Below are 19,734 nucleotides of genomic sequence, written 5' to 3'. Positions count from 1 at the left end.
GCGCCCACGGCGCGCCGTCCAATGCTACAGAATGCCTGTCACTGCTGCCCGGCGACCTCGACGAGCATTTATTGCAAAGTGTGTTGCTCGACAAACACTTGCGGCTCCATGCCTTCGCGGCTGACCAGGCGATTCAGTTCGACCATGGGCAGTCGCACGCTCAGCAGGCTGCGCCCTTCTTCATCATGCTCCTCACTCTGCACGGCCCCCAGGGCAAAGAATTGCGCGCGCAAGCGGGCAAAACGTTGCTCCAGACACAGGGTACCGACAAACAGATCATCCCCCAGCAACTCGGCAATCGCCTGGCCAACCAGCTCCAGGCCACGCCCATCGCGTGCCGATACCCAGACCCGTTCCGGCTTGCCATCGGCATTGCGCTGGATCTGCGGCTCGACATCTTCGAGCAAGTCGAGTTTGTTATACACCTCGAGGATCGGCAACCCTTCGGCACCAATCTCGCTCAACACGGCCAGCACCTGCTCGATCTGCTCCATGCGCTCTGGCTCGTGGGCGTCGATCACGTGCAGCAGCAGGTCGGAGTTGCTCGACTCTTCGAGCGTAGCCCGAAATGCCTCGACCAGCTTGTGCGGCAGGTGGCGAATGAAGCCCACGGTGTCGGCCAGCACGATCGGCCCCAGGTCGTTGAGCTCGAGCCGGCGCAAGGTCGGATCGAGGGTGGCGAACAACTGGTCCGCGGCATACACCTCGGATTCGGTCAGGGCGTTGAACAGCGTGGACTTGCCGGCGTTGGTATAGCCCACCAGCGACACCGAAGGGATATCCGCGCGCTTGCGCCCACGACGCGCCTGCTCGCGCTGGCTGCGCACCTTCTCCAGGCGTGACTTGATCTGGCGTATGCGCACCCGCAACAGGCGGCGGTCGGTTTCCAGCTGGGTTTCACCCGGGCCACGCAAGCCGATACCCCCTTTTTGCCGCTCAAGGTGGGTCCAGCCGCGCACCAGCCGCGTGCTCATGTGCTCGAGCTGGGCCAGTTCGACCTGCAGCTTGCCTTCATGGGTACGCGCCCGCTGGGCGAAGATATCGAGGATCAGCCCGGTACGGTCGAGCACACGACACTCGAACACACGTTCGAGGTTGCGCTCCTGACTGGGCGTGAGGGTGTGATTGAAAATCACCAGGTCTACCTGCTCGGCATGGACCAGGTCGTGCAACTCCTCGACCTTGCCGCTGCCAATCAGGTATTTGGCGGAAGGCTGGTGCCTTGCCACCGTGACCAGCGAAACGATGTCGGCACCGGCCGACAATGCCAGCTCCTGAAACTCCTGCGGGTCTTCGCGCGCCTCAGGGTTCTGACCTTCCAAGTGAACGAGCAACGCCCGCTCACCACCACCGTGGCGCTCAAAGAACAATGCAGGCTCCTATCAGGCGTTGCCTGGCTCGCTGTCGCCGTGTTCGGAATCGGACGGGCTTGGCAGACGAACCGGACGAGCAGGAACCACGGTCGAAATGGCGTGCTTGTAGACCATCTGGCTGACGGTGTTCTTCAGCAGTACCACGAACTGGTCGAAGGATTCGATCGAGCCCTGCAGCTTGATGCCGTTTACCAGGTAGATGGATACCGGGACCTTTTCTTTTCTCAAGGTGTTCAAGTAAGGGTCTTGTAGCGAATGCCCTTTTGACATATGCCGCACTCCTGTAAGGATAAATAATAGAAAATCAAGAAAATCGATAAATTAGGCCGCCCCTTCGCAAGAATAGACGGCAATCAGCAGGGACTCAGCTCAATATGGAGATGGCCCCAAGGTATTTCAAGGTGCGGGACAGATTGTCGCAGGCCAGGCTGTCGAGCCAATGCACTTCAGGCCAGCCACGCAACCAGGTGAACTGCCGCTTGGCCAGCTGCCTGGTAGCAATGATACCGCGTTCACGCATCTCATTCTCAGTCAGCTTGCCATCCAGGTAATCCCAGACCTGCCGATAGCCCACTGCCCGTATAGACGGCAGCCCGGCGTGCAAGTCACTTCTGGCTCGCAGCGATCGGACCTCGTCGACGAAGCCCTGTTCCAGCATCTGTGAAAATCGTAACGCAATTCGCTGATGCAAAATGTGACGATCTGTAGGAGCAATCGCCAAACTCGCGACAGTATAGGGCAAATGTCCGCCGGCGCCTGCGTCTGCGCCGCGACTTTCCGCGAATTGACGTTGACGATGTGCGGTCATGCTCTCGCCACTCACCCGGTACACCTCCAGCGCCCGAATCAGCCGCTGCGGGTCGTTGGGGTGGATACGCGCCGCCGACTCCGGGTCGACCTCGGCCAGCTGGCGGTGCAGCTCGGCCAGGCCCAGGGCTTCGGCCTGGGCCTCCAGCTCGGCCCGCACCGCGGCATCGGCCGCCGGCATGTCGGCCAAACCATCAAGCAACGCCTTGTAATAAAGCATGGTGCCGCCGACCAGCAGCGGGATCTTGCCGCGCGCGCTGATCTCGGCCATGGCCGCCAGGGCGTCGGCGCGGAACTGCGCGGCCGAGTAGCTCTCGGCCGGATCGCGAATGTCGATCAGCCGGTGCGGGTGGGCGGCGAGAATTTCCTTCGACGGCTTGGCCGAACCGATGTCCATGCCGCGATAGACCAGTGCCGAGTCGACACTGATCAGCTCGCATGGCAGCACTTTGCTCAGTTCGATGGCCAAGTCGGTCTTGCCGGCCGCCGTCGGGCCCATCAGGAATATTGCAGGGGGCTTGCCGCTCATGTCATCGACCGCGCAGGAAGAGTTTGTCCAGGTCATCCAGGCCCATCTGGGTCCAGGTGGGACGGCCATGGTTGCACTGGCCGCTGCGTTCGGTGTTTTCCATGTCGCGCAGCAAGGCGTTCATCTCGGGAATTGCCAGGCGCCGGTTGGCGCGCACGGCGCCGTGGCAGGCCATGGTGCCGAGCAGTTCGTTGAGGTGCGCCTGGATACGGTCGCTGGTGCCGTACTCCATCAGGTCGGCGAGCACATCCTGGACCAGGCGGTTGGCCTCGGCCTGCTTGAGCAATGCCGGGATCTGGCGGATCGCCAAGGTCTCGGGGCCCAGGCGCTGCAACTCGAAGCCCAGGCGCTGGAACCATTGCGCGTGCTCTTCAGCGCAGTCGGCTTCACGCTGGCTCAACGCCAGGGTTTCGGGCACCAGCAGCGGCTGGCCACTGAGGCCTTCGCTGGCCATGGCCACCTTGAGGCGCTCGTACATGATGCGCTCGTGGGCGGCGTGCATGTCCACCAACACCAGGCCGACGGCGTTCTCGGCCAGGATGTAGATGCCCTTGAGCTGCGCCAGCGCGTAGCCCAGCGGGGGAATGTCGCCCTGGCTTTCGGGCAAGGCTGTCGTCGGCGCCGCACCCTCTTGCAACGGCTTGTAGAACTCGCGATACACCGCCTGCGCCTCGGCAGCCGGCAGCGGCTGCGAGGGGCGCGGGGTGTACTGGTACTGGTAGCCCGCGCCACTGCCGCCGTTGGAAAACGACTGCTGCGGGGCACGCGGCTGTTCGAGTACCGGCGAGGCCAGGCGCATTTCGCCCTGCGGCCCGAATTCGCCGGCCTGCTGGCCAGTGGCGCGAACCACTTCAGGCAATGCGGCAGGCGCGGCCAACTGATCTTCCGGGCGTACATCGGCCAGGGCACGGTGCAGGGTGCCATACAGGAAGTCATGTACCGAGCGCCCTTCGCGGAAGCGCACTTCGTGCTTGGTCGGGTGTACGTTGACGTCGACGCCGTTGGGCTCCAGCTCCAGGAACAGCACGAAGGTCGGGTGCCGGCCATTGAACAACACGTCACGGTAGGCCTGGCGCACAGCGTGGGCGACCAGCTTGTCGCGCACCGCACGGCCGTTGACGAAGAAGTACTGCAGGTCTGCCTGGCTGCGCGAGAAGGTCGGCAGGCCGACCCAGCCCCACAGGCGCAGGCCGTTGCGTTCGACGTCGATCGGCAGCGCCTGCTCCATGAAACCCGGGCCGCAGATGGCACCCACTCGCCGCGCACGGGCGGTTTCGTCGTGGGCCTCGTGCAGGCTGAGGATGCTCTTGCCGTTGTGGCGCAGGTGGAAGCCGACATCGAAGCGCGCCAGCGCCAGGCGGCGGATCACTTCCTGCAGGTGATCGAATTCGGTTTTCTCGGCCTTGAGGAACTTGCGCCGGGCCGGGGTATTGAAGAACAGGTCGCGCACTTCCACCGAAGTGCCGACGGGGTGCGCCGCCGGCTGTACCCGCGGGGTCATGTCGCGGCCTTCGGTTTCCACCTGCCAAGCCTCGCTGGCACTGGCGGTACGCGAGGTCAGGGTCAGGCGTGCCACCGAGCTGATCGAGGCCAGGGCCTCGCCACGGAAGCCCAGGCTCAATACGCCTTCAAGGTCTTCCAGTTCGCGGATCTTGCTGGTGGCGTGGCGGGCCAGGGCCAGCGGCAGGTCGTCGGCGGAAATGCCACTGCCATCGTCGCGCACTTTCAGCAGCTTGACGCCGCCCTGCTCCACTTCCACGTCAATCCGCCGGGCACCGGAGTCCAGGCTGTTTTCCAGCAGTTCCTTGGCCACCGAAGCCGGCCGCTCGACAACCTCGCCGGCGGCAATCTGGTTGGCCAGCCGCGGGCTGAGCAGCTCGATGCGTGAACCACCACTCATTGCGAGGCCAACGTGGTAGCAGGGATGTCGAGGCGCTGGCCGACCTTCAGCTCGTCGGTCTTGAGGCTGTTGGTACTGCGTAGGCTGGCGACGCTGACCTGGTAGCGCACGGCGAGCATCGCCAGGGTCTCGCCAGGGCGTACGGTGTGTTCACGCGGGCCGGCTGCGATCTTGCCGGTGTCACGCAGCCAGGCGATGTAGGTGCCTGGCGGCGGGTTCTGCTGGAAGTACTGGCGCACCCCGGTGTGGATCGAGCGGGCCAGCGCCTGCTGATGGCTGGCGGTGGCCAGCTTGGCGGCCTCGTTGTTGTTCGAGATGAACCCGGTTTCAACGAGGATCGACGGAATATCCGGCGACTTCAGCACCATGAAGCCGGCCTGCTCCACGCGCTGCTTGTGCAGCGAGGTAATGCGGCCCATGTTGCCCAGCACCTTCTGCCCCACGTTGAGGCTGGAGCTGAGCGTGGCGGTCATCGACAGATCGAGCAGCACACCGGCCAGCATGCGGTCCTTGTCGTCGAGGCTGACGTTGCCGGCACCACCGATCAGGTCGGAACGGTTTTCCGTGTCGGCCAGCCAGCGCGCGGTCTCGGAGGTGGCCCCGCGGTCGGACAGGGCGAACACCGAGGCGCCGAAGGCGGCCCGGGACGGTGCGGCGTCGGCATGGATCGAAATGAACAGGTCGGCGCCCTTCTTGCGGGCGATTTCCGTACGCTTGCGCAGCGGGATGAAATAGTCGCCGGTGCGAGTCAGCTCGGCGCGGAAACCTTTTTCACGGTTGATCTGGCGCTGCAGTTCCTTGGCGATCTGCAGCACGATGTCTTTTTCATGCTGGCCGCGCGAGCCGGACGCGCCCGGGTCTTCGCCGCCGTGGCCGGCGTCGATGGCAACCACGATGTCGCGCTTGCCGTTAGGCACCGGCGGCAGCTTGATGGCAGGCTGGGCTGGGGTCACCGGTACCGCCGGCGTGGTCGCAGGCGTCTGCACCGGGGTCGGCGCCGGAGTTGGCGCGGTGGCCGCGATGGCGTCGGCTTCCTGGTCGTACAGGTCGACCACCAGGCGGTTGCCGTACTGGGCATTGGGCGCCAGGGTGAAGCTTTTCGGGGTGACCGACTTTTTAAGGTCGACCACCACACGCAGATCGGTCGGGGTACGCTGGGCCGAACGCACGCTGCTGATCGGCGTGTTGGAGGTAGCCACGTTCAATGGCGCGGCCAGGGTCGCGCCATTGATATCGATAACCAGGCGATCAGGTGCGCTCAGGGTGAAGACGCTGTGCTGCACGGGGCCAGACAGGTCGAAGACCAGCCGCGTGTTGTCTGGCGCGCGCCACAGGCGCATGCTCTTGACTTGAGTGACGGCCAGAGCGTCAACGGTCACCGTTGTCAGCAGCAGCCCAACGATGGTGACCAGTGCGCGTATGCGCATACCTACCCCACTTACTGTTTATAGTGTTCGGCCAGTGCCACGCACCAGGCCACGCCGCGAGCCCTCTGCGGCGAAAGGTTCAGCGAGCGTCCGCCCGCTTGGGGGCTTATGGTAATGGTCAGGTCAGGCTTTGGCAAAACGCCCGCACCCTTTTCTGGCCACTCGAACAGGCACAGCGCGTCGCCCTCGAAATAGTCACGAATGCCCATGAACTCCAGCTCCTCTGGATCGACCAGGCGGTAAAGGTCGAAGTGAAAAGCTCGGACCTCGCCAATTTCGTAGGGTTCGACCACGGTGAAGGTCGGGCTTTTCACTGCACCAGTATGGCCCAGACCACGGATCAGACCACGCGACAGGGTGGTTTTGCCCGCCCCCAGGTCACCTTCCAGAAAAATCACGCCGTGACCGCCGGTCACCTCGGCCAGTTGCGCACCGAATTTGACCGTGGCCGCTTCATCGGCCAGAAACAGGTTTAAGCCAGACACGCAGAATGCTCCTCCAACAACTCACGAATGACCGGTGCCAGATCGCTGGCAGCCAGGCCCCTACCCGCTCTTGCGCCCAGACGCTCGCCCGCACAGGCGTGCAGCCATACCCCCAGGCCGGCTGCGTGCCAGGCATCCAGGCCCTGGGCCAGCAGCGCCGCCAGCACGCCGGTCAGCACATCGCCAAGGCCGGCACCGGCCATCGCCGGATGGCCCCGCTCGCACAGCATCAGTTGCCCGGTCGGGTCGGCCACCAGGGTGCCGGCACCCTTGAGCACGCAGACGCTGTTGTAACGGCGTGCCAGCTTACGCGCGGCACCCGGGCGGTCGGCCTGCACCGCCTCGGTGGAAATCCCCAGCAGCCTTGCCGCTTCCCCGGGGTGTGGGGTGAGGATACTGCCACTGGGCAGGGCCAGCGGGGTGCGTGCCAACAAATTCAGGGCATCGGCGTCCCACACCTGAGGCCGCTCAGCATTGGCCACCGCCGACAGCAGGCTACGGCCCCACGCCGCCTGCCCCAGGCCGGGGCCGACCACCAGCACCGAGGCGCGCTCCAGCACGCCAATCAACTGATTGGCCGACTCGACCCCCAGGCACATGGTTTCTGGCATGCGGGTCAGGCCAGCGGCAACGTGTTCAGGGCGCGTTGCCACACTGACCAGCCCGGCACCGCAGCGCAGTGCGGCTTCGGCACTGAGCAATACAGCGCCACCGGTACCGAGGTCGCCACCGACCACCAGCACATGGCCGAAGTCGCCTTTATGAGCATGGGCATGGCGTGCCGGCAGGTGCGCGACGGTCACGCTGCTGAGCAATTGCGGGGCATGGCTGGGCTGTTTGGTCTGCGGCATGGGTCAAAGGCTCCAATGTCTGGCAGAATTATACGCACCTGAGCCCGTATTGCCTTGCCCATCCATGTCTGCCTCTACTCCTGACCTCGCCCAACTGGCCCAATCGATCAAGATCTGGGGCCAGGAACTCGGTTTTGCCCACGTCGGCATCGCCGGGGTCGACCTTGGCGAACACGAACACCACCTGCAACGCTGGCTCGACGCTGGCTACCAGGGCGAAATGGAGTACCTGGGCGCCCACGGCAGCAAAAGGTCGCACCCCGACCAGCTGATTCCCGGCACGGTGCGGGTGGTCTCGCTGCGCATGGACTACCTGCCCGGCGACACGCAGATGGCGCAGCGCCTGGCGCAGCCGGAGAAGGCCTACGTGTCGCGCTACGCCCTGGGCCGGGATTACCACAAACTGGTGCGCAAGCGCGTGCAGTTCCTGGCCGACCGCATCCAGAAAGCCATCGGCCCATTCGGCTACCGCGCCTTCGTCGACAGCGCCCCGGTGCTGGAAAAGGCCCTGGCCGAACAGGCCGGGCTGGGCTGGATCGGCAAGAACACCTTGCTGCTCAACCGCAAGGCGGGCAGTTACTTCTTCCTCGCCGAACTGTTCGTCGACCTGCCGTTGCCGGTGGACGAAGCCACCACCAGCGAGCATTGCGGGCGTTGCCGGGCCTGCCTGGACATCTGCCCAACCCAGGCGTTCGTCGGCCCCTATGTACTGGATGCGCGGCGCTGCATCTCGTACCTGACCATCGAGCTGAGGGGGCCGATCCCTGTCGAATTGCGCTCGATGATGGGCAACCGGGTGTTCGGTTGCGATGATTGCCAGATCGTCTGCCCGTGGAACCGCTTTGCCAAGCACAGCCAGGAACAGGACTTCCAGCCCCGGCACGGGCTGGAGAATGCCGAGCTGGCGGAGATGTTCCTGTGGGATGAAAGGACCTTCCTGCGCAAGACCGAAGGCGGGCCGTTGCGGCGGGCGGGGTATGAACGCTGGTTACGCAACCTAGCGGTGGGGTTGGGTAATGCGCCTTCGACGATTCCGGTGATCGAGGCATTGAAAGCGCGGCGCGAGGATGCCTCGGAGCTGGTCAGGGAGCATGTGGAGTGGGCGCTGGCCCGGCATGGGCTGGCATAGCGCGAGTTGAGGCTGGAGAGCGTTTGCCTCACCGCTTCTAGCGCCTGTGAGATCGAGCGCCGCCCGCGCGGCGCTTCGCGGGCAAGCCCGCTCCTACGTTTGTTTCGGGCCAGTAACGCCTGTGCCAGGCGCGCGCGACCGCCTTGTTCTTACGACGCGATATCGAGACAGGCGCCAAGGCGTTCGCGCGCAAATTCCACAGGCATAACTGGCCCGAAACAAACGTAGGAGCGGGCTTGCCCGCGAAGCGCCGCGCGGGCGGCGCTCGATCTCACAGACACCACAACACCCAAGGCAAACCTATTGCTGGTCGTTGTAATGGAACTTGGGCATTTCCCAGTGGAAGCGAATCGCCAGCAACCGCACCAGGAATCCGCCAAACAAGGTCAACAGCATCGCCTGCTCGGCCGGTACCTTGAAATACACGCAGCCCAGGTAGAACCATGCAGCCGCGAACGACACACTGGCGTACAGCTCGCGACGGAACACCAGCGGGATGTCGTTGCAGAAGATATCCCGCAGGATCCCGCCGAACACCCCGGTGATCACCCCGCTGATCGACGCCACCAGCATGCCCTGCCCCATCTCCAGCGCGGTCATGCAGCCAATCAGGGTAAAGGCCACCAGCCCCAGGGCATCGAGCACCAGGAACAGCGAGCGCAGGCGGCGCATCATCGGCGCGATGAAAATGGTCAGCAGCGCCGCACAGCTGGTCAGCACCAGGTATTCCGGGTGCTTTACCCAGGTCAGCGGGTAATGCCCGAGCAGCACATCGCGCACCGAGCCGCCACCCAGGGCGGTGACGCAGGCGATCAGCACCACGCCGAACCAGTCCATGCCGCGGCGCCCGGCAGACAATGCGCCGGTCATGGCTTCGGCGGTGATGGCGATGAGATAGAGCATCAACAACATGGTGCGGGTCCGTGCGGGAAAGGCGCGCAGTCTAACCAGTTGCCCGAAGCACCAAAAGGGGGCGCAGGGACAATATCTGCGCCCTTTCGGCTCACACCTTGATGAAGTGCTCGCGGTAGTGGCGCAGCTCGGCGATCGATTCGCGGATGTCGTCCAGCGCCAGGTGGGTGTTGCCCTTCTTGAAGCTGTCGCGCACCGTTGGTGCCCAGCGTGCGGCCAGCTCCTTCAGGGTCGAGACATCCAGGTTGCGGTAGTGGAAGTAGTTTTCCAGGTTGCGCATGTGCCGGTAGAGGAAACGGCGGTCCTGGCAGATGCTGTTGCCGCAGATCGGCGACTTGCCTTTCGGCACCCACTGCTCGAGGAAAGCGATGGTCTGCGCCTCGGCCTCGGCCATGCTGACCTTGCTCTCGCGCACACGCTGGGTCAGGCCCGAGGCGCCATGGGTGCGGGTGTTCCACTCGTCCATGCGCGCCAGCACCTCGTCACTGTGGTGGATGGCGATCACCGGCCCTTCGGCCAGGGTGTTCAGCTCGCTGTCGGTGACGATGGTGGCCATCTCGATGATGACGTCGCTGTCCGGATCCAGGCCGGTCATTTCCAGGTCGATCCAGATCAGGTTCTGTGGGTTTTGCATGCAGGGGCTCCTCGTATAGGCAGTCATAGTAGCGTAGTGGCACAGGCACGCCCATGCGCCGCGCAAAGGTAAGCCCAATGGTCCGCGCCTGGCGTGCTAAACTGCCTGCCGTTTTCAACCTGCTCCTCCACGCACGGAACCTCCATGGCCAAACGCCAGCTCAACCGCCGCCAGAACTGGCGTATCGAAAAAATCCAGAACGAGCGCGCTGCGCGTGCGGCCAAACGCGAGCAGCATGCACTGCAGGAACTGGAGGGCGGTGACCTGGGGCCTGAGCAACTGGGCCTGGTGATCGCACACTTCGGCGTGCAGGTAGAAGTGGAAGCCCAGGACGGCGAAGCGGCGGGCCAGGTGTTCCGTTGCCACCTACGTGCCAACCTGCCGGCACTGGTCACCGGCGACCGTGTGGTATGGCGCGCGGGTAACCAGGGCATCGGCGTGATCGTCGCGCAGATGCCGCGCAGCACCGAGCTGTGCCGGCCCAACAACCACGGTCAACTGAAGCCGGTGGCAGCCAACGTCGACCTGATCGTGATCGTCTTCGCGCCGGCCCCGGAGCCGCACCCGAACCTGATCGACCGCTACCTGGTAGCCGCCGAGCACGCCGGCCTGCGTCCGCTGTTGCTGCTGAACAAGGCCGACCTTATCAACGACGAGAACGGTCCCGGCCTGCATGCACTGCTGGAGGTCTACCGCGAACTGGGCTACCCGCTACTGGAAGTGTCAGCGCACCACGGCGACGGCATGCAGCGTCTGCAGCAACAGCTCGACGGCCACATCAGCGTGTTCGTCGGCCAGTCGGGGGTGGGCAAGTCGTCGCTGGTCAACAGCCTGCTGCCGGACGCCGGCACCCGCGTGGGCGACCTGTCGGAATGGTCTGGCCAGGGCACCCACACCACCACCACCGCGCGCTTGTACCACTTCCCCAATGGCGGTGACCTGATCGACTCGCCGGGTATTCGCGAGTTCGGCCTTGGCCACGTCAGCCGCAACGACGTGGAAGATGGCTTCATCGAGTTCCGCGACCTGTTCGGCACCTGCCGCTTCCGCGACTGCAAGCATGACCGCGAACCAGGCTGTGCGCTGCTCAAGGCATTGGACGAAGGGCGTATCACCCCGCAGCGCATGAACAGCTACCGCTCGATCATCGCCAGCCTGACCGAAGACAGCTACTGACATCTATTCAAGGGCAGTGCATAACCTGTGGCACCGCAGTGGATGGCACCGGCTGTGCCGGTGTTCGCGGGCCAGCCCGCTCCCACAGGTTCTGCGCTGGTTTCAGCTACAGCGCGATCCTGTAGGTTTACTGGTCCTTGGCCTCATCCATCTTCAGCGTCCCTTCCTCGAAGATGTTCAGCTTCTGGCGCAGTTCTCGCGGCTGCATCGGCGCTTGCTCGGTCGCTCCCGGCGCCGCATCACTGGCGGGCGGCGCAGGCTCGGTGGCCGGGGTTTCCGACGTGCCCTGCTCGCCTTCGATGTTGCGCTGGGCCTTCTTGGTCAGCACGATGATGTCGATGCGGCGGTTGACCGGGTTGAACGGGTCCTTGCGGTCGAACAACGACGACGAGGCATAACCCACCACTCGCGCCACCTGCCCGTCCGGGTAACCACCGGCCACCAGCGCACGGCGCGCGGCGTTGGCGCGGTTGGCCGACAGCTCCCAGTTGCCGAACTCGCCGCTGCCGGCATACTGCTTGGCATCGGTATGGCCACTGATGCTGATCTTGTTCGGCACCGCCTTGATGGTGTCGGCCATGGCCAGCAGGATATCTTCGAAGTACGGCTGCAAGCGGGCGCTGCCAATGTCGAACATCGGCCGGTTCTCGGCATCCATGATCTGAATGCGCAAGCCGTCCTGGGTGATCTCGAACAGGATCTGGTCCTTGAACTTCTGCAGTTGCGGGTTCTCTTCCACCTTGTTCTGCAGTTCCTGCAGCAGCAACTCGAGGCGCTCGCGCTCGACCTGCTCGGCCATGCTCTCAACCTGGTCCTTGTTCAGCTGGATGCTGGTGTCAGGCGTAGGCTCCGCCTTGGACTCGGGGTTGATGGTCTTTTCCGGCGCCAGCTCAGGCGAGCCACCCAGGTCGATGATATAGGGCGTGCCGCTTTCCGAAAAACCAATCGGGTCCTTGAAGTAACCGGCAATGGCAATCTTCTGTTCCGGCGTGGCCGTGGACAATAGCCACAGCACGAGGAAGAACGCCATCATCGCCGTGGCGAAGTCGGCAAAGGCGATTTTCCAGGCGCCACCGTGATGGCTGCCGCCATAGCGCTTGACGCGCTTGACGATGATGGGCTGATTGTTTTCCATGACTCAGCGACCGCGAACCGCTTGTTCCAGCTCGGCGAAACTTGGGCGGTGCTTGGGGTACAGCACCTTGCGCCCGAACTCGACCGCCAGCGACGGCGGCATGCCCGAGGCCGAGGCCACCAGCGAAGCCTTGATCGATTCGTAGAGGTTCAGCTCTTCCTTGGCATCGTGCTCCAGGCATTTGGCCAACGGGCCGAAGAATCCGTAGGCCGCCAGAATACCGAAGAAGGTACCGACCAGTGCCGCGCCCACATGGATACCGATGGAGGTTTGGTCGCCATCGCCGAGCGAGGCCATGGTCACCACGATACCCAGTACCGCCGCGACGATACCGAAACCAGGCATGCCGTCGGCGATGCCGTTCACTGCATGGGAAGGGTGCTCCAGCTCTTCCTTCATGCTCAGCAGTTCCATGTCGAACAGGCCCTCGAGCTCGTGCGGGGCCATGTTGCCGGTGGACATGATGCGCAGGTAGTCACAGACGAACGCAGTCATGCGCTCATCGGCCAGCACCGTCGGGTACTTGGCGAAAATCGGGCTGGATGCGGCGTCCTCGATGTCGGCCTCGATGGCCATCATGCCTTCGCGACGGCTCTTGTTGAGGATCTCGTACACCAGGCCCAGCACCTCCAGGTAGAAGGCGTGGCTGAAGCGCGAGCCGAACATCTTCAACGACTTCTTGATGACGTGCATGGTCATGTGGCCAGGGTTGGCCTGCAGGAATGCACCAAAGGCCGCACCGCCGATGATCAGTACTTCGAACGGCTGGATCAGCGCCGCGATCTTGCCATGGGAGAGCACATATCCGCCGAGCACGCTCGCGAATACGACGATGATGCCGATAATTTTAGCCATAGGTTCAAAGCACTTGCTGTCGGGGTCAAGGGAAGAGACGGGAGCTTTAAAACTCTTCTTCTACTTATCGGCAGAACTGCGCCAGACTATAGCCACTCAAAGCGAAAAGCCAGTTCGGACTGATGTCAAAATGCCAATCGAAACCAAGGTGCCCGCTCAGGCCCCACGTACGCTAGAAGCCTGGGTAAAGCTGCTGGAGAGTGTTCGCATCCCCGTGCCGAAGCACAGCTACGACCGGGTCATGGCCGCCATCCACGATAGCCGCCGCTCGCTGCGCGATATCGCCGAACTGATGCAAGATAGCCCTGCGCTGGTGCTTTCGGTGATGCGCGAGGCCAATCACCCCACCAATGCCAGCCAGGCCGAACCCGCCGAAAGTCTGGAAGTCGCCCTCAACCGCCTGGGCCTGGAGCGCAGCGAGCAACTGCTCAAGCGCCTGCCTTCGGTGCCCGTCGAAGAAATCCCGCCGGTGCTGTGCCAGTTCCAGCTGATCAGCCAGCACGCCTCGCAGCAGGCCAGCGGCCTGTTCGCCAGCCGCCTGGCGCGCCTGTGGCAGGAAATCCACTGGGGCAGCCTGCTGTTCCTGTCGCCACTCTGGCCGCTGGCACTGGCCTACCCCAAGCTGCTCGACACTTGGGAACTGCGGGTTATCCACAAGGGTGAAGACGCCGCCGATGTAGAAGAAGAGCTGTTTGGCGTGCGCATCATGGCGCTGTGCCAAACCATGGCGGAGTACTGGCGCCTGCCACAATGGGTGACCCAGGGTTACCGCCTGCTACTGGAAGAGCGCGAACAACTGGCACTGGTGCTCAACATCGCCCGCGACCAGGACCTGCTCAGCCAGCAACACCGCATGGACGCCGAGCCCGGCCTGCGCCGCTGGTTCAACCAGCCGGCCAATACCGTGCTGCTGGCCAACAACCTGGCCCTGGCGGCCCAGGTCGGCTGGGACAACCCGCACCTGCTGCGCTGGCAGCTGCTGACCGCGCTGTACCTGCAGATCTCGCTGGAAGACGTGCAGCAGCAGGTACACCAACAGGCCGCCGCCAGCGCCCGCCGCCACGCCCAGCACGCCCTGTTCCACCCAGCCGAAGCGCTGATCTGGCCCTGGCACCAGCGCCGCCCGCACCCGGACATGCTGGCACCGCCACCACCCAACAACGAAGAGCTGGCACGCTGGCGCAAGCTGTGCCAGGACCTGCTGGCCCAGCCCAGCCCGTTCACCAACACCGTGCACCTGGCCACCCAGGCCCGCGAGGCCCTGCTGGCCTGCGGCCTGCAGCGCATCATGCTGCTGAGCCTGGACAAGGCCAGCGACTACCTGCGCGTCCAACAGATCGCCGGCCTGCCCAAGGAAGCCGAAGCACTGGTCCTGCAGGTGGCACAAAACAAACTGCTGCAAAAGCTGATGTCCCAGGCCGGGCAATTGCGCATCACCCCGGAAAACCACAGCCAGTTCTCAGCCCTGCTGCCCACCCCACTGCGCGCCTTGTTCCGCAGCGAGCACGTGCTGCTGCGCTCGCTGGCAGTGAACGGCCAGGTGCTGATGCTGATGGTTGCCGATCAAGGCTGCCGGCCTTTGGCCGACATCAGCGTGCAAGCCTTCGGCAAAACCGCGCAATGCATCGAGCGGGCCCTGTCGGTGTTTGCCAACCGCAAGGCCTGAGCCTTGCGCTACAATCGCCCTTCTTTCCACACTGGAGACCGTGGATGACTGACTTTTCCGGCCTACCCCTGGTGATCGAAGCCGCAGACCTGCTAGCGCGCCTGGATTCGCCGCAGCTGATCCTGGTCGACCTGAGCAACGCCAACCGCTATGTCAGCGGGCATATCCCCGGCGCACGCTACGTCGAAGGCAAGCGCACCCAGCTGGGCCAGCCCCCCGCGCCCGGCCTGCTGCCAGCCCTGGGCGAGCTGGAAAAACTGTTCAGTGAACTCGGCCACCGCGACGATGCGGTATATGTGGTGTATGACGATGAAGGCGGCGGCTGGGCCGGGCGCTTCATCTGGTTGCTCGATGTGATTGGCCACAAGGGTTATCACTACCTCAATGGCGGCATCCAGGCCTGGCCGGCAGACAAGCTCTCCACCGAGGTCCCCACCAGCGGCAACGCCCCGGTGCGGCTGAACATCGACAGCGCCCCCACTGCCACCCGCGAGTACCTGCAAAGCCGCCTGGGCGCCAGCGACCTGGTCATCTGGGACGCCCGCGGCCCACAGGAATTCAGTGGCGAGAAAGTACTGGCAGCCAAGGGCGGCCACATCCCCGGCGCAATCAACTTCGAGTGGACCGCCGGCATGGACCTCAACGACCACTTGCGCATTCGCAAGGACATCAAGGAAGTCCTGCAGAACCTGGGCATCACCCCGGACAAGGAAGTGATCACCCACTGCCAGACCCACCGCCGCTCCGGTTTCACCTACCTGGTGGCCAAGGCCCTCGGCTACCCACGCGTCAAGGCCTACGCTGGCTCGTGGAGCGAATGGGGCAACCACCCGGACACGCCTGTAGAAGTCTAAGGAACCTGCATGAAATCCCGTTTGTTCATCATCAGCCAGTACCTGCTGCCGCATCACCTGCTGTCGCGCCTGGCCGGCTGCATCGCCGAATGCCGCGTGCGCTGGTTCAAGAACGCCTTCACCGCCTGGTTCGCCAAGCGCTACCAGGTGAACATGAGCGAGGCCCTGGTCGAAGACCTGAGCGCCTATGAGCACTTCAATGCGTTCTTCACCCGAGCCCTGAAACCAGGTGCCCGCCCGCTGGACGAAACCCCCGGCGCCATCCTGTGCCCGGCCGACGGTGCCGTCAGCCAGCTCGGCCCGATCGAGCACGGCCGCATCTTCCAGGCCAAGGGCCACGGGTTCAGCGCCCAGGAGCTGCTGGGCGGCGACCCGGCGATGGCCGCGCCGTTCATGGGCGGCGAGTTCGCCACCATCTACTTGTCGCCCAAGGACTACCACCGCGTGCACATGCCGCTGGCCGGTACCCTGCGCGAAATGGTCTACGTCCCGGGTCGCCTGTTCTCGGTCAACCAGACCACCGCGGAAAACGTCCCCGAGTTGTTCGCCCGCAACGAGCGCGTGGTCTGCCTGTTCGATACCGAGCGCGGGCCGATGGCCGTGGTGCTGGTTGGCGCGATGATCGTCGCTTCGATCGAGACTGTCTGGGCCGGGCTGGTGACGCCGCCCAAGCGTGAGCTGAAGACTTTCCGTTACGACGAAGCCAGCCGCGCGCCGATCCATCTGGAAAAAGGTGCCGAGCTGGGCCGCTTCAAGCTGGGCTCGACCGCTATCGTGCTGTTCGGGCCGGAGCAGGTGAAGTGGGCTGAGAGCCTGGGTGCGGGTTCTGCGGTGCGCATGGGGCAGCAGTTGGCGGTGCCTGTGCAGGCCTGATTGCCTGACAGGTCCCCGGGACCGCTTTGCGGTCCTATCGCGACACAAGGCCGCTCCCACAGAGAGAGTCACTTACCCTGTGGGAGCGGGCATGCCCGCGACGGGCTGCGAAGCAGCCCCAAATTATCGGATCAGCCGCGCGCGTCGCGGTCACGCAGCCCCAGCAGGTACAGCACCCCATCCAGCCCCAGGGTGGAAATCGCCTGCTTGGCCGACTGACGCACCAGTGGCTTGGCGCGGAATGCCACCCCCAGCCCGGCCAGCGACAGCATCGGCAGGTCGTTGGCACCATCACCCACGGCAATGGTCTGTTCCAGTTGCAAGCCTTCTTCGCTGGCCAGCTTCTGCAGCAGCTCGGCCTTGCGCTGGGCATCGACGATCGGCTCCACGGCCACTCCAGTCACCTTGCCGTCGACCACTTCCAGTTCGTTGGCGAACACGTAGTCAATGCCCAGGCGCGCCTGCACCTGGCGGGCAAAGTAAGTGAAGCCACCGGACAGGATCGCGGTCTTGTACCCCAGGCGCTTGAGCTCGGCGAACAGGTTCTCGGCACCCTCGGTCAGGCGCAGCGACGCACCGATCTCGTCCAGCACGCCCACATCCAGGCCCTTGAGCAGCGCCATGCGCTCCTTGAAGCTGGCGCGGAAGTCCAGCTCACCGCGCATGGCACGTTCGGTGATGGCTGCCACCTGCTCACCCACGCCGGCTGCCTTGGCCAGCTCGTCGATGACTTCGGCCTCGATCAACGTCGAGTCCATGTCGAACACCGCCAGGCGACGATTGCGGCGGAACAGATCGTCCTTCTGGAAGGCAATGTCGATGCTCAACTCTTCAGCCAGGGCGAAGAAGTCGGCACGCAGGGCCTGGGCATCGCTCGGCACGCCACGCACGGAAATCTCGACGGCCGCCTTGCCCTTTTCGGTCTCGGCATCCAGCGCTACGCGGGCCGACAGGCGTTCGATGCGCTCGATGGTCAGGCCGTACTGGCTGATGACCGCGCTTACCCGCTGCAACTGCTCGGGGGTGATCTTGCGGCTGAGCAGGGTGGCGATATGGCGCGCTTCGCCATGGCCGTCGGCCCAATGCTGGTAATCCGCCTCGGAAATCGGCGTGTAGCGGGCCTGCAGGTTCAGCTCGTGGGCCTTGGCCTGCACGCTTTGCAGCAGGGCGGTAGCCACTTCGTTGTCCGGGATATCGACCAGAATGCCGAACGACAAGGTGCCGTGCATGACCGCCAGGCCGATGTCGAGGATGCTCACACCGCCCTGCAGCAGGACGCCGGTGATGGCCGCAGTGAGACCGGGACGGTCCTCACCGGTGATGTTGATCAGGACGATTTCGCGCACAACCTGCTCCGACTTCGATGAAAAATGCGCATTCTACCGATTTTCCATGACCATCGGGCGCCAACGATACTTTGCCGACAAAACCCGGCTCGCTATACTGCCCCACACTTTCCTGTCATTAAGAGCCGAGCTCAGTGAACCGGCCCACGCCCGTCAAACCAGACAACTTCTTTCTGATGATCTATCGCGCCCTGAGTCAACGTCGCGTGCCGCTAGCGCTGCGCATCGCCTGCACAAACATCTTCCTGGTGGCACTGGCGCTGGTGATCTATGCCTGCGTGATGGGCCTGCAGTTCAAGCAGGCCATGCACGAGCAGGCCGATGCCCTGGGCCAGAGCCTGACTATCCAGACCGCCACCTCGGCGACCGAACTGCTGGTAGCCAACGACATCCTCAGCCTCAACGTGCTGCTGGGCAACCTGGTGAAAAACCCGCTGGTGGCCCATGCGGCGATCTACAGCGTGGATAACCGTATCCTCGCCGAGGCTGGCCAGCGCCCACGCAACAGCCTGCTGGGCGAGGCCGAAGGCGTATACCAGACCAAGATCAGCTTCCAGGACGTGACTGCCGGGCAACTGCGTATCAGCCTGGACATGAGCCAGTTCCAGCAGCCGATGCTGATCAGCCTGCAGAGCATGGGCATCCTGGCCGCCATCCTGCTGGTGCTGGCACTGACCCTGAGCCTGCGCCAAGGCCGCCACATCACCCTGCCGCTGCTGCAACTGCGGGTATGGCTGCGCGACCCGCAACCCTATACCCCGGCCACCGACCGCCAGGACGAGATCGGTGACATCGCCCGCCAGCTGCATGCGCGCCTGGCCCCGCCGCCACCACCGGAGCCGGAGTTTGCCGAAGAGGACGACGAGCAGTTCGACGACCTGCACGATGCGGCCCCGATAGCGAAGGCCGCGCCACGCGCCAAGGTTGCCGCCCAGGCCGACGAGGATGACGACGAAGCCTTCGCCGGGCTGCTGGATGACGACAACGCTCCCCAAGCCGCCGTGGTCGAGTCCGACGAGCCGCAGTTCAGTGCCGTACTCGCCGTACAGCTGGGCTCGCAGGAGCAACTGCGGCGCCTGCCCCGCACGCGCCTGACCGAGCTGACCGAGCGCTACCGCGATTGCCTGGAGCATGCTGCCTCGCTCTACGACGGTGAAACCCACACGCTCAACGACGGCAGTACCCTGCTGCTGTTCCACAGCCGCGATTGTGGCGAGGACTACCTGACCAACGCCATCTGCTGCGGCGAACTGTTGCGCGCCCTGGGCCATGCCTTGCAGATCGAAGTGGCCGACAGCGGCATCACCCTGCAGCTGCAACTGGGCCTGGCGCTGGGTAATGACCTGCATGGGCTGGAACTGGTCGACCTGCTGATGGCCGAAAAGGCCCAGGATGCACTGGCGCTGTCGCAGCACAGCCGCAACCTGCTGCTGGTGGAACGGCAGATCAGCGATGACACGCTGATTCGCCAGCGTGCCCGCATTCGTCCGATTGCCAGCCCCGAGGGAGCTTGCTGCGTGGAGCGCTTGATGGAGCCCTACCCGTCGATGCTGGAACGGCAACTGGCACGGATGCACGAGCGCAGGGCCTGACAGGCCTGCACGACACCTGTGGGAGATCACCCAGCCCTACGGGCTGCGCTGTCGCGGAGAGAACTCAATTCGTAAGCGCGACGCGGCCTGTGTGGGAGCGGGCGTGCCCGCGAAGAATCCAACGCGGTGGCTGGCACCGGCTACGCCGGTGTTCGCGGGCGCGCCCGCTCCCACAAGGACCCTGCTAAAT

18 protein-coding genes are annotated in these 19,734 nt (G+C 64.2%); 6 read left to right on the top strand and 12 right to left on the bottom strand.

From position 1 onward, the window contains the following. Positions 1-68 precede the first annotated feature (68 nt). The 7 genes from hflX to TZ03_RS25440 all read right to left on the bottom strand — a co-directional run bounded on the left by hflX (position 69) and on the right by TZ03_RS25440 (position 7,372). On the bottom strand, positions 69-1,370 hold the full coding sequence (gene hflX / locus TZ03_RS25470) for a ribosome rescue GTPase HflX (RefSeq protein ID WP_051101144.1): 1,302 nt from the start codon (positions 1,368-1,370) through the stop codon (positions 69-71). A gap of 12 nt (positions 1,371-1,382) precedes the next feature. Continuing rightward, positions 1,383-1,643, bottom strand: a complete 261-nt coding sequence (hfq, locus tag TZ03_RS25465; protein WP_003258160.1) for an RNA chaperone Hfq — start codon at positions 1,641-1,643, stop codon at positions 1,383-1,385. 94 nt (positions 1,644-1,737) lie between these two features. Next, positions 1,738-2,709: a tRNA (adenosine(37)-N6)-dimethylallyltransferase MiaA gene (gene miaA / locus TZ03_RS25460; protein ID WP_051101143.1), complete on the bottom strand. Its 972-nt coding sequence runs from the start codon at positions 2,707-2,709 to the stop codon at positions 1,738-1,740. Position 2,710: 1 nt separating this feature from the next. Next, a complete protein-coding gene (gene mutL / locus TZ03_RS25455) occupies positions 2,711-4,609 on the bottom strand; it encodes a DNA mismatch repair endonuclease MutL (protein WP_051101142.1) in 1,899 nt (632 codons plus the stop codon). Next, positions 4,606-6,036, bottom strand: coding sequence for an N-acetylmuramoyl-L-alanine amidase (locus TZ03_RS25450; RefSeq protein WP_051101141.1), 1,431 nt, complete (start codon positions 6,034-6,036; stop codon positions 4,606-4,608). Before TZ03_RS25450 ends, mutL begins: the two co-directional genes overlap by 4 nt. A gap of 11 nt (positions 6,037-6,047) precedes the next feature. Beyond that, complete coding sequence (gene tsaE, locus TZ03_RS25445; RefSeq protein ID WP_414860322.1) at positions 6,048-6,506, bottom strand: tRNA (adenosine(37)-N6)-threonylcarbamoyltransferase complex ATPase subunit type 1 TsaE; 459 nt, start codon at positions 6,504-6,506, stop codon at positions 6,048-6,050. A gap of 2 nt (positions 6,507-6,508) precedes the next feature. Then, positions 6,509-7,372, bottom strand: a complete 864-nt coding sequence (locus TZ03_RS25440) for an NAD(P)H-hydrate dehydratase (RefSeq protein WP_051101139.1) — start codon at positions 7,370-7,372, stop codon at positions 6,509-6,511. A 64-nt stretch (positions 7,373-7,436) separates the two neighbouring features. Here TZ03_RS25440 and queG point away from each other — a divergent pair, with 64 nt between their 5' ends. After that, positions 7,437-8,501 (top strand): tRNA epoxyqueuosine(34) reductase QueG, encoded by a 1,065-nt coding sequence (gene queG, locus TZ03_RS25435; RefSeq protein ID WP_051101138.1) that lies wholly within the window; start codon positions 7,437-7,439, stop codon positions 8,499-8,501. 300 nt (positions 8,502-8,801) lie between these two features. Here queG and TZ03_RS25430 read toward each other — a convergent pair whose 3' ends face one another. Both TZ03_RS25430 and orn read right to left on the bottom strand, forming a co-directional pair. Continuing rightward, a complete protein-coding gene (locus TZ03_RS25430) occupies positions 8,802-9,413 on the bottom strand; it encodes a trimeric intracellular cation channel family protein (RefSeq protein ID WP_013974442.1) in 612 nt (203 codons plus the stop codon). Positions 9,414-9,504: 91 nt separating this feature from the next. Continuing rightward, on the bottom strand, positions 9,505-10,047 hold the full coding sequence (orn, locus tag TZ03_RS25425) for an oligoribonuclease (RefSeq protein ID WP_051101137.1): 543 nt from the start codon (positions 10,045-10,047) through the stop codon (positions 9,505-9,507). Positions 10,048-10,191: 144 nt separating this feature from the next. Here orn and rsgA point away from each other — a divergent pair, with 144 nt between their 5' ends. Continuing rightward, complete coding sequence (gene rsgA / locus TZ03_RS25420) at positions 10,192-11,223, top strand: small ribosomal subunit biogenesis GTPase RsgA (RefSeq protein WP_051101136.1); 1,032 nt, start codon at positions 10,192-10,194, stop codon at positions 11,221-11,223. A 127-nt stretch (positions 11,224-11,350) separates the two neighbouring features. Here the strand turns inward: rsgA and motB are convergent, their stop codons facing one another. Further along, the gene (gene motB, locus TZ03_RS25415; RefSeq protein ID WP_051101135.1) at positions 11,351-12,358 is read right to left on the bottom strand and encodes a flagellar motor protein MotB; all 1,008 of its coding nucleotides are present in this window, start codon (positions 12,356-12,358) and stop codon (positions 11,351-11,353) included. A 3-nt stretch (positions 12,359-12,361) separates the two neighbouring features. Next, entirely contained in the window at positions 12,362-13,213 is an 852-nt protein-coding gene (gene motA, locus TZ03_RS25410; protein ID WP_051101134.1) for a flagellar motor stator protein MotA, read from the bottom strand. Positions 13,214-13,343: 130 nt separating this feature from the next. Here motA and TZ03_RS25405 point away from each other — a divergent pair, with 130 nt between their 5' ends. Genes TZ03_RS25405 through asd form a run of 3 tightly spaced genes read left to right on the top strand, consistent with a single transcriptional unit; the run spans position 13,344 to position 16,606 of the window. Then, on the top strand, positions 13,344-14,879 hold the full coding sequence (locus tag TZ03_RS25405) for an HDOD domain-containing protein (RefSeq protein WP_051101133.1): 1,536 nt from the start codon (positions 13,344-13,346) through the stop codon (positions 14,877-14,879). 44 nt (positions 14,880-14,923) lie between these two features. After that, positions 14,924-15,733 (top strand): rhodanese-like domain-containing protein, encoded by an 810-nt coding sequence (locus TZ03_RS31675; protein WP_051101132.1) that lies wholly within the window; start codon positions 14,924-14,926, stop codon positions 15,731-15,733. A gap of 9 nt (positions 15,734-15,742) precedes the next feature. Continuing rightward, a complete protein-coding gene (gene asd, locus TZ03_RS31670; protein ID WP_051101131.1) occupies positions 15,743-16,606 on the top strand; it encodes an archaetidylserine decarboxylase in 864 nt (287 codons plus the stop codon). A gap of 131 nt (positions 16,607-16,737) precedes the next feature. Here the strand turns inward: asd and serB are convergent, their stop codons facing one another. Beyond that, positions 16,738-17,952, bottom strand: coding sequence for a phosphoserine phosphatase SerB (gene serB / locus TZ03_RS25390; protein WP_051101130.1), 1,215 nt, complete (start codon positions 17,950-17,952; stop codon positions 16,738-16,740). Positions 17,953-18,086: 134 nt separating this feature from the next. Here serB and TZ03_RS25385 point away from each other — a divergent pair, with 134 nt between their 5' ends. Beyond that, complete coding sequence (locus tag TZ03_RS25385) at positions 18,087-19,544, top strand: histidine kinase (protein ID WP_051101129.1); 1,458 nt, start codon at positions 18,087-18,089, stop codon at positions 19,542-19,544. Positions 19,545-19,734: the final 190 nt, after the last annotated feature.

Source organism: Pseudomonas sp. 10-1B (assembly GCF_000935045.1).
Taxonomy (GTDB): Bacteria; Pseudomonadota; Gammaproteobacteria; order Pseudomonadales; family Pseudomonadaceae; genus Aquipseudomonas.
Note: the sequence above shows the minus strand (reverse complement) of the source record. Positions and strands in the feature narration are given on the sequence as shown.

Coding starts and splice junctions, on each gene's coding strand:
- hfq (WP_003258160.1), bottom strand. CDS start 1,643: ATGTCAAAAGGGCATTCGCTACAAGACCCTTACTTGAACACCTTGAGA.
- miaA (WP_051101143.1), bottom strand. CDS start 2,709: ATGAGCGGCAAGCCCCCTGCAATATTCCTGATGGGCCCGACGGCGGCC.
- mutL (WP_051101142.1), bottom strand. CDS start 4,609: ATGAGTGGTGGTTCACGCATCGAGCTGCTCAGCCCGCGGCTGGCCAAC.
- TZ03_RS25450 (WP_051101141.1), bottom strand. CDS start 6,036: ATGCGCATACGCGCACTGGTCACCATCGTTGGGCTGCTGCTGACAACG.
- TZ03_RS25440 (WP_051101139.1), bottom strand. CDS start 7,372: ATGCCGCAGACCAAACAGCCCAGCCATGCCCCGCAATTGCTCAGCAGC.
- queG (WP_051101138.1), top strand. CDS start 7,437: ATGTCTGCCTCTACTCCTGACCTCGCCCAACTGGCCCAATCGATCAAG.
- TZ03_RS25430 (WP_013974442.1), bottom strand. CDS start 9,413: ATGTTGTTGATGCTCTATCTCATCGCCATCACCGCCGAAGCCATGACC.
- orn (WP_051101137.1), bottom strand. CDS start 10,047: ATGCAAAACCCACAGAACCTGATCTGGATCGACCTGGAAATGACCGGC.
- rsgA (WP_051101136.1), top strand. CDS start 10,192: ATGGCCAAACGCCAGCTCAACCGCCGCCAGAACTGGCGTATCGAAAAA.
- motB (WP_051101135.1), bottom strand. CDS start 12,358: ATGGAAAACAATCAGCCCATCATCGTCAAGCGCGTCAAGCGCTATGGC.
- motA (WP_051101134.1), bottom strand. CDS start 13,213: ATGGCTAAAATTATCGGCATCATCGTCGTATTCGCGAGCGTGCTCGGC.
- TZ03_RS25405 (WP_051101133.1), top strand. CDS start 13,344: ATGCCAATCGAAACCAAGGTGCCCGCTCAGGCCCCACGTACGCTAGAA.
- TZ03_RS31675 (WP_051101132.1), top strand. CDS start 14,924: ATGACTGACTTTTCCGGCCTACCCCTGGTGATCGAAGCCGCAGACCTG.
- asd (WP_051101131.1), top strand. CDS start 15,743: ATGAAATCCCGTTTGTTCATCATCAGCCAGTACCTGCTGCCGCATCAC.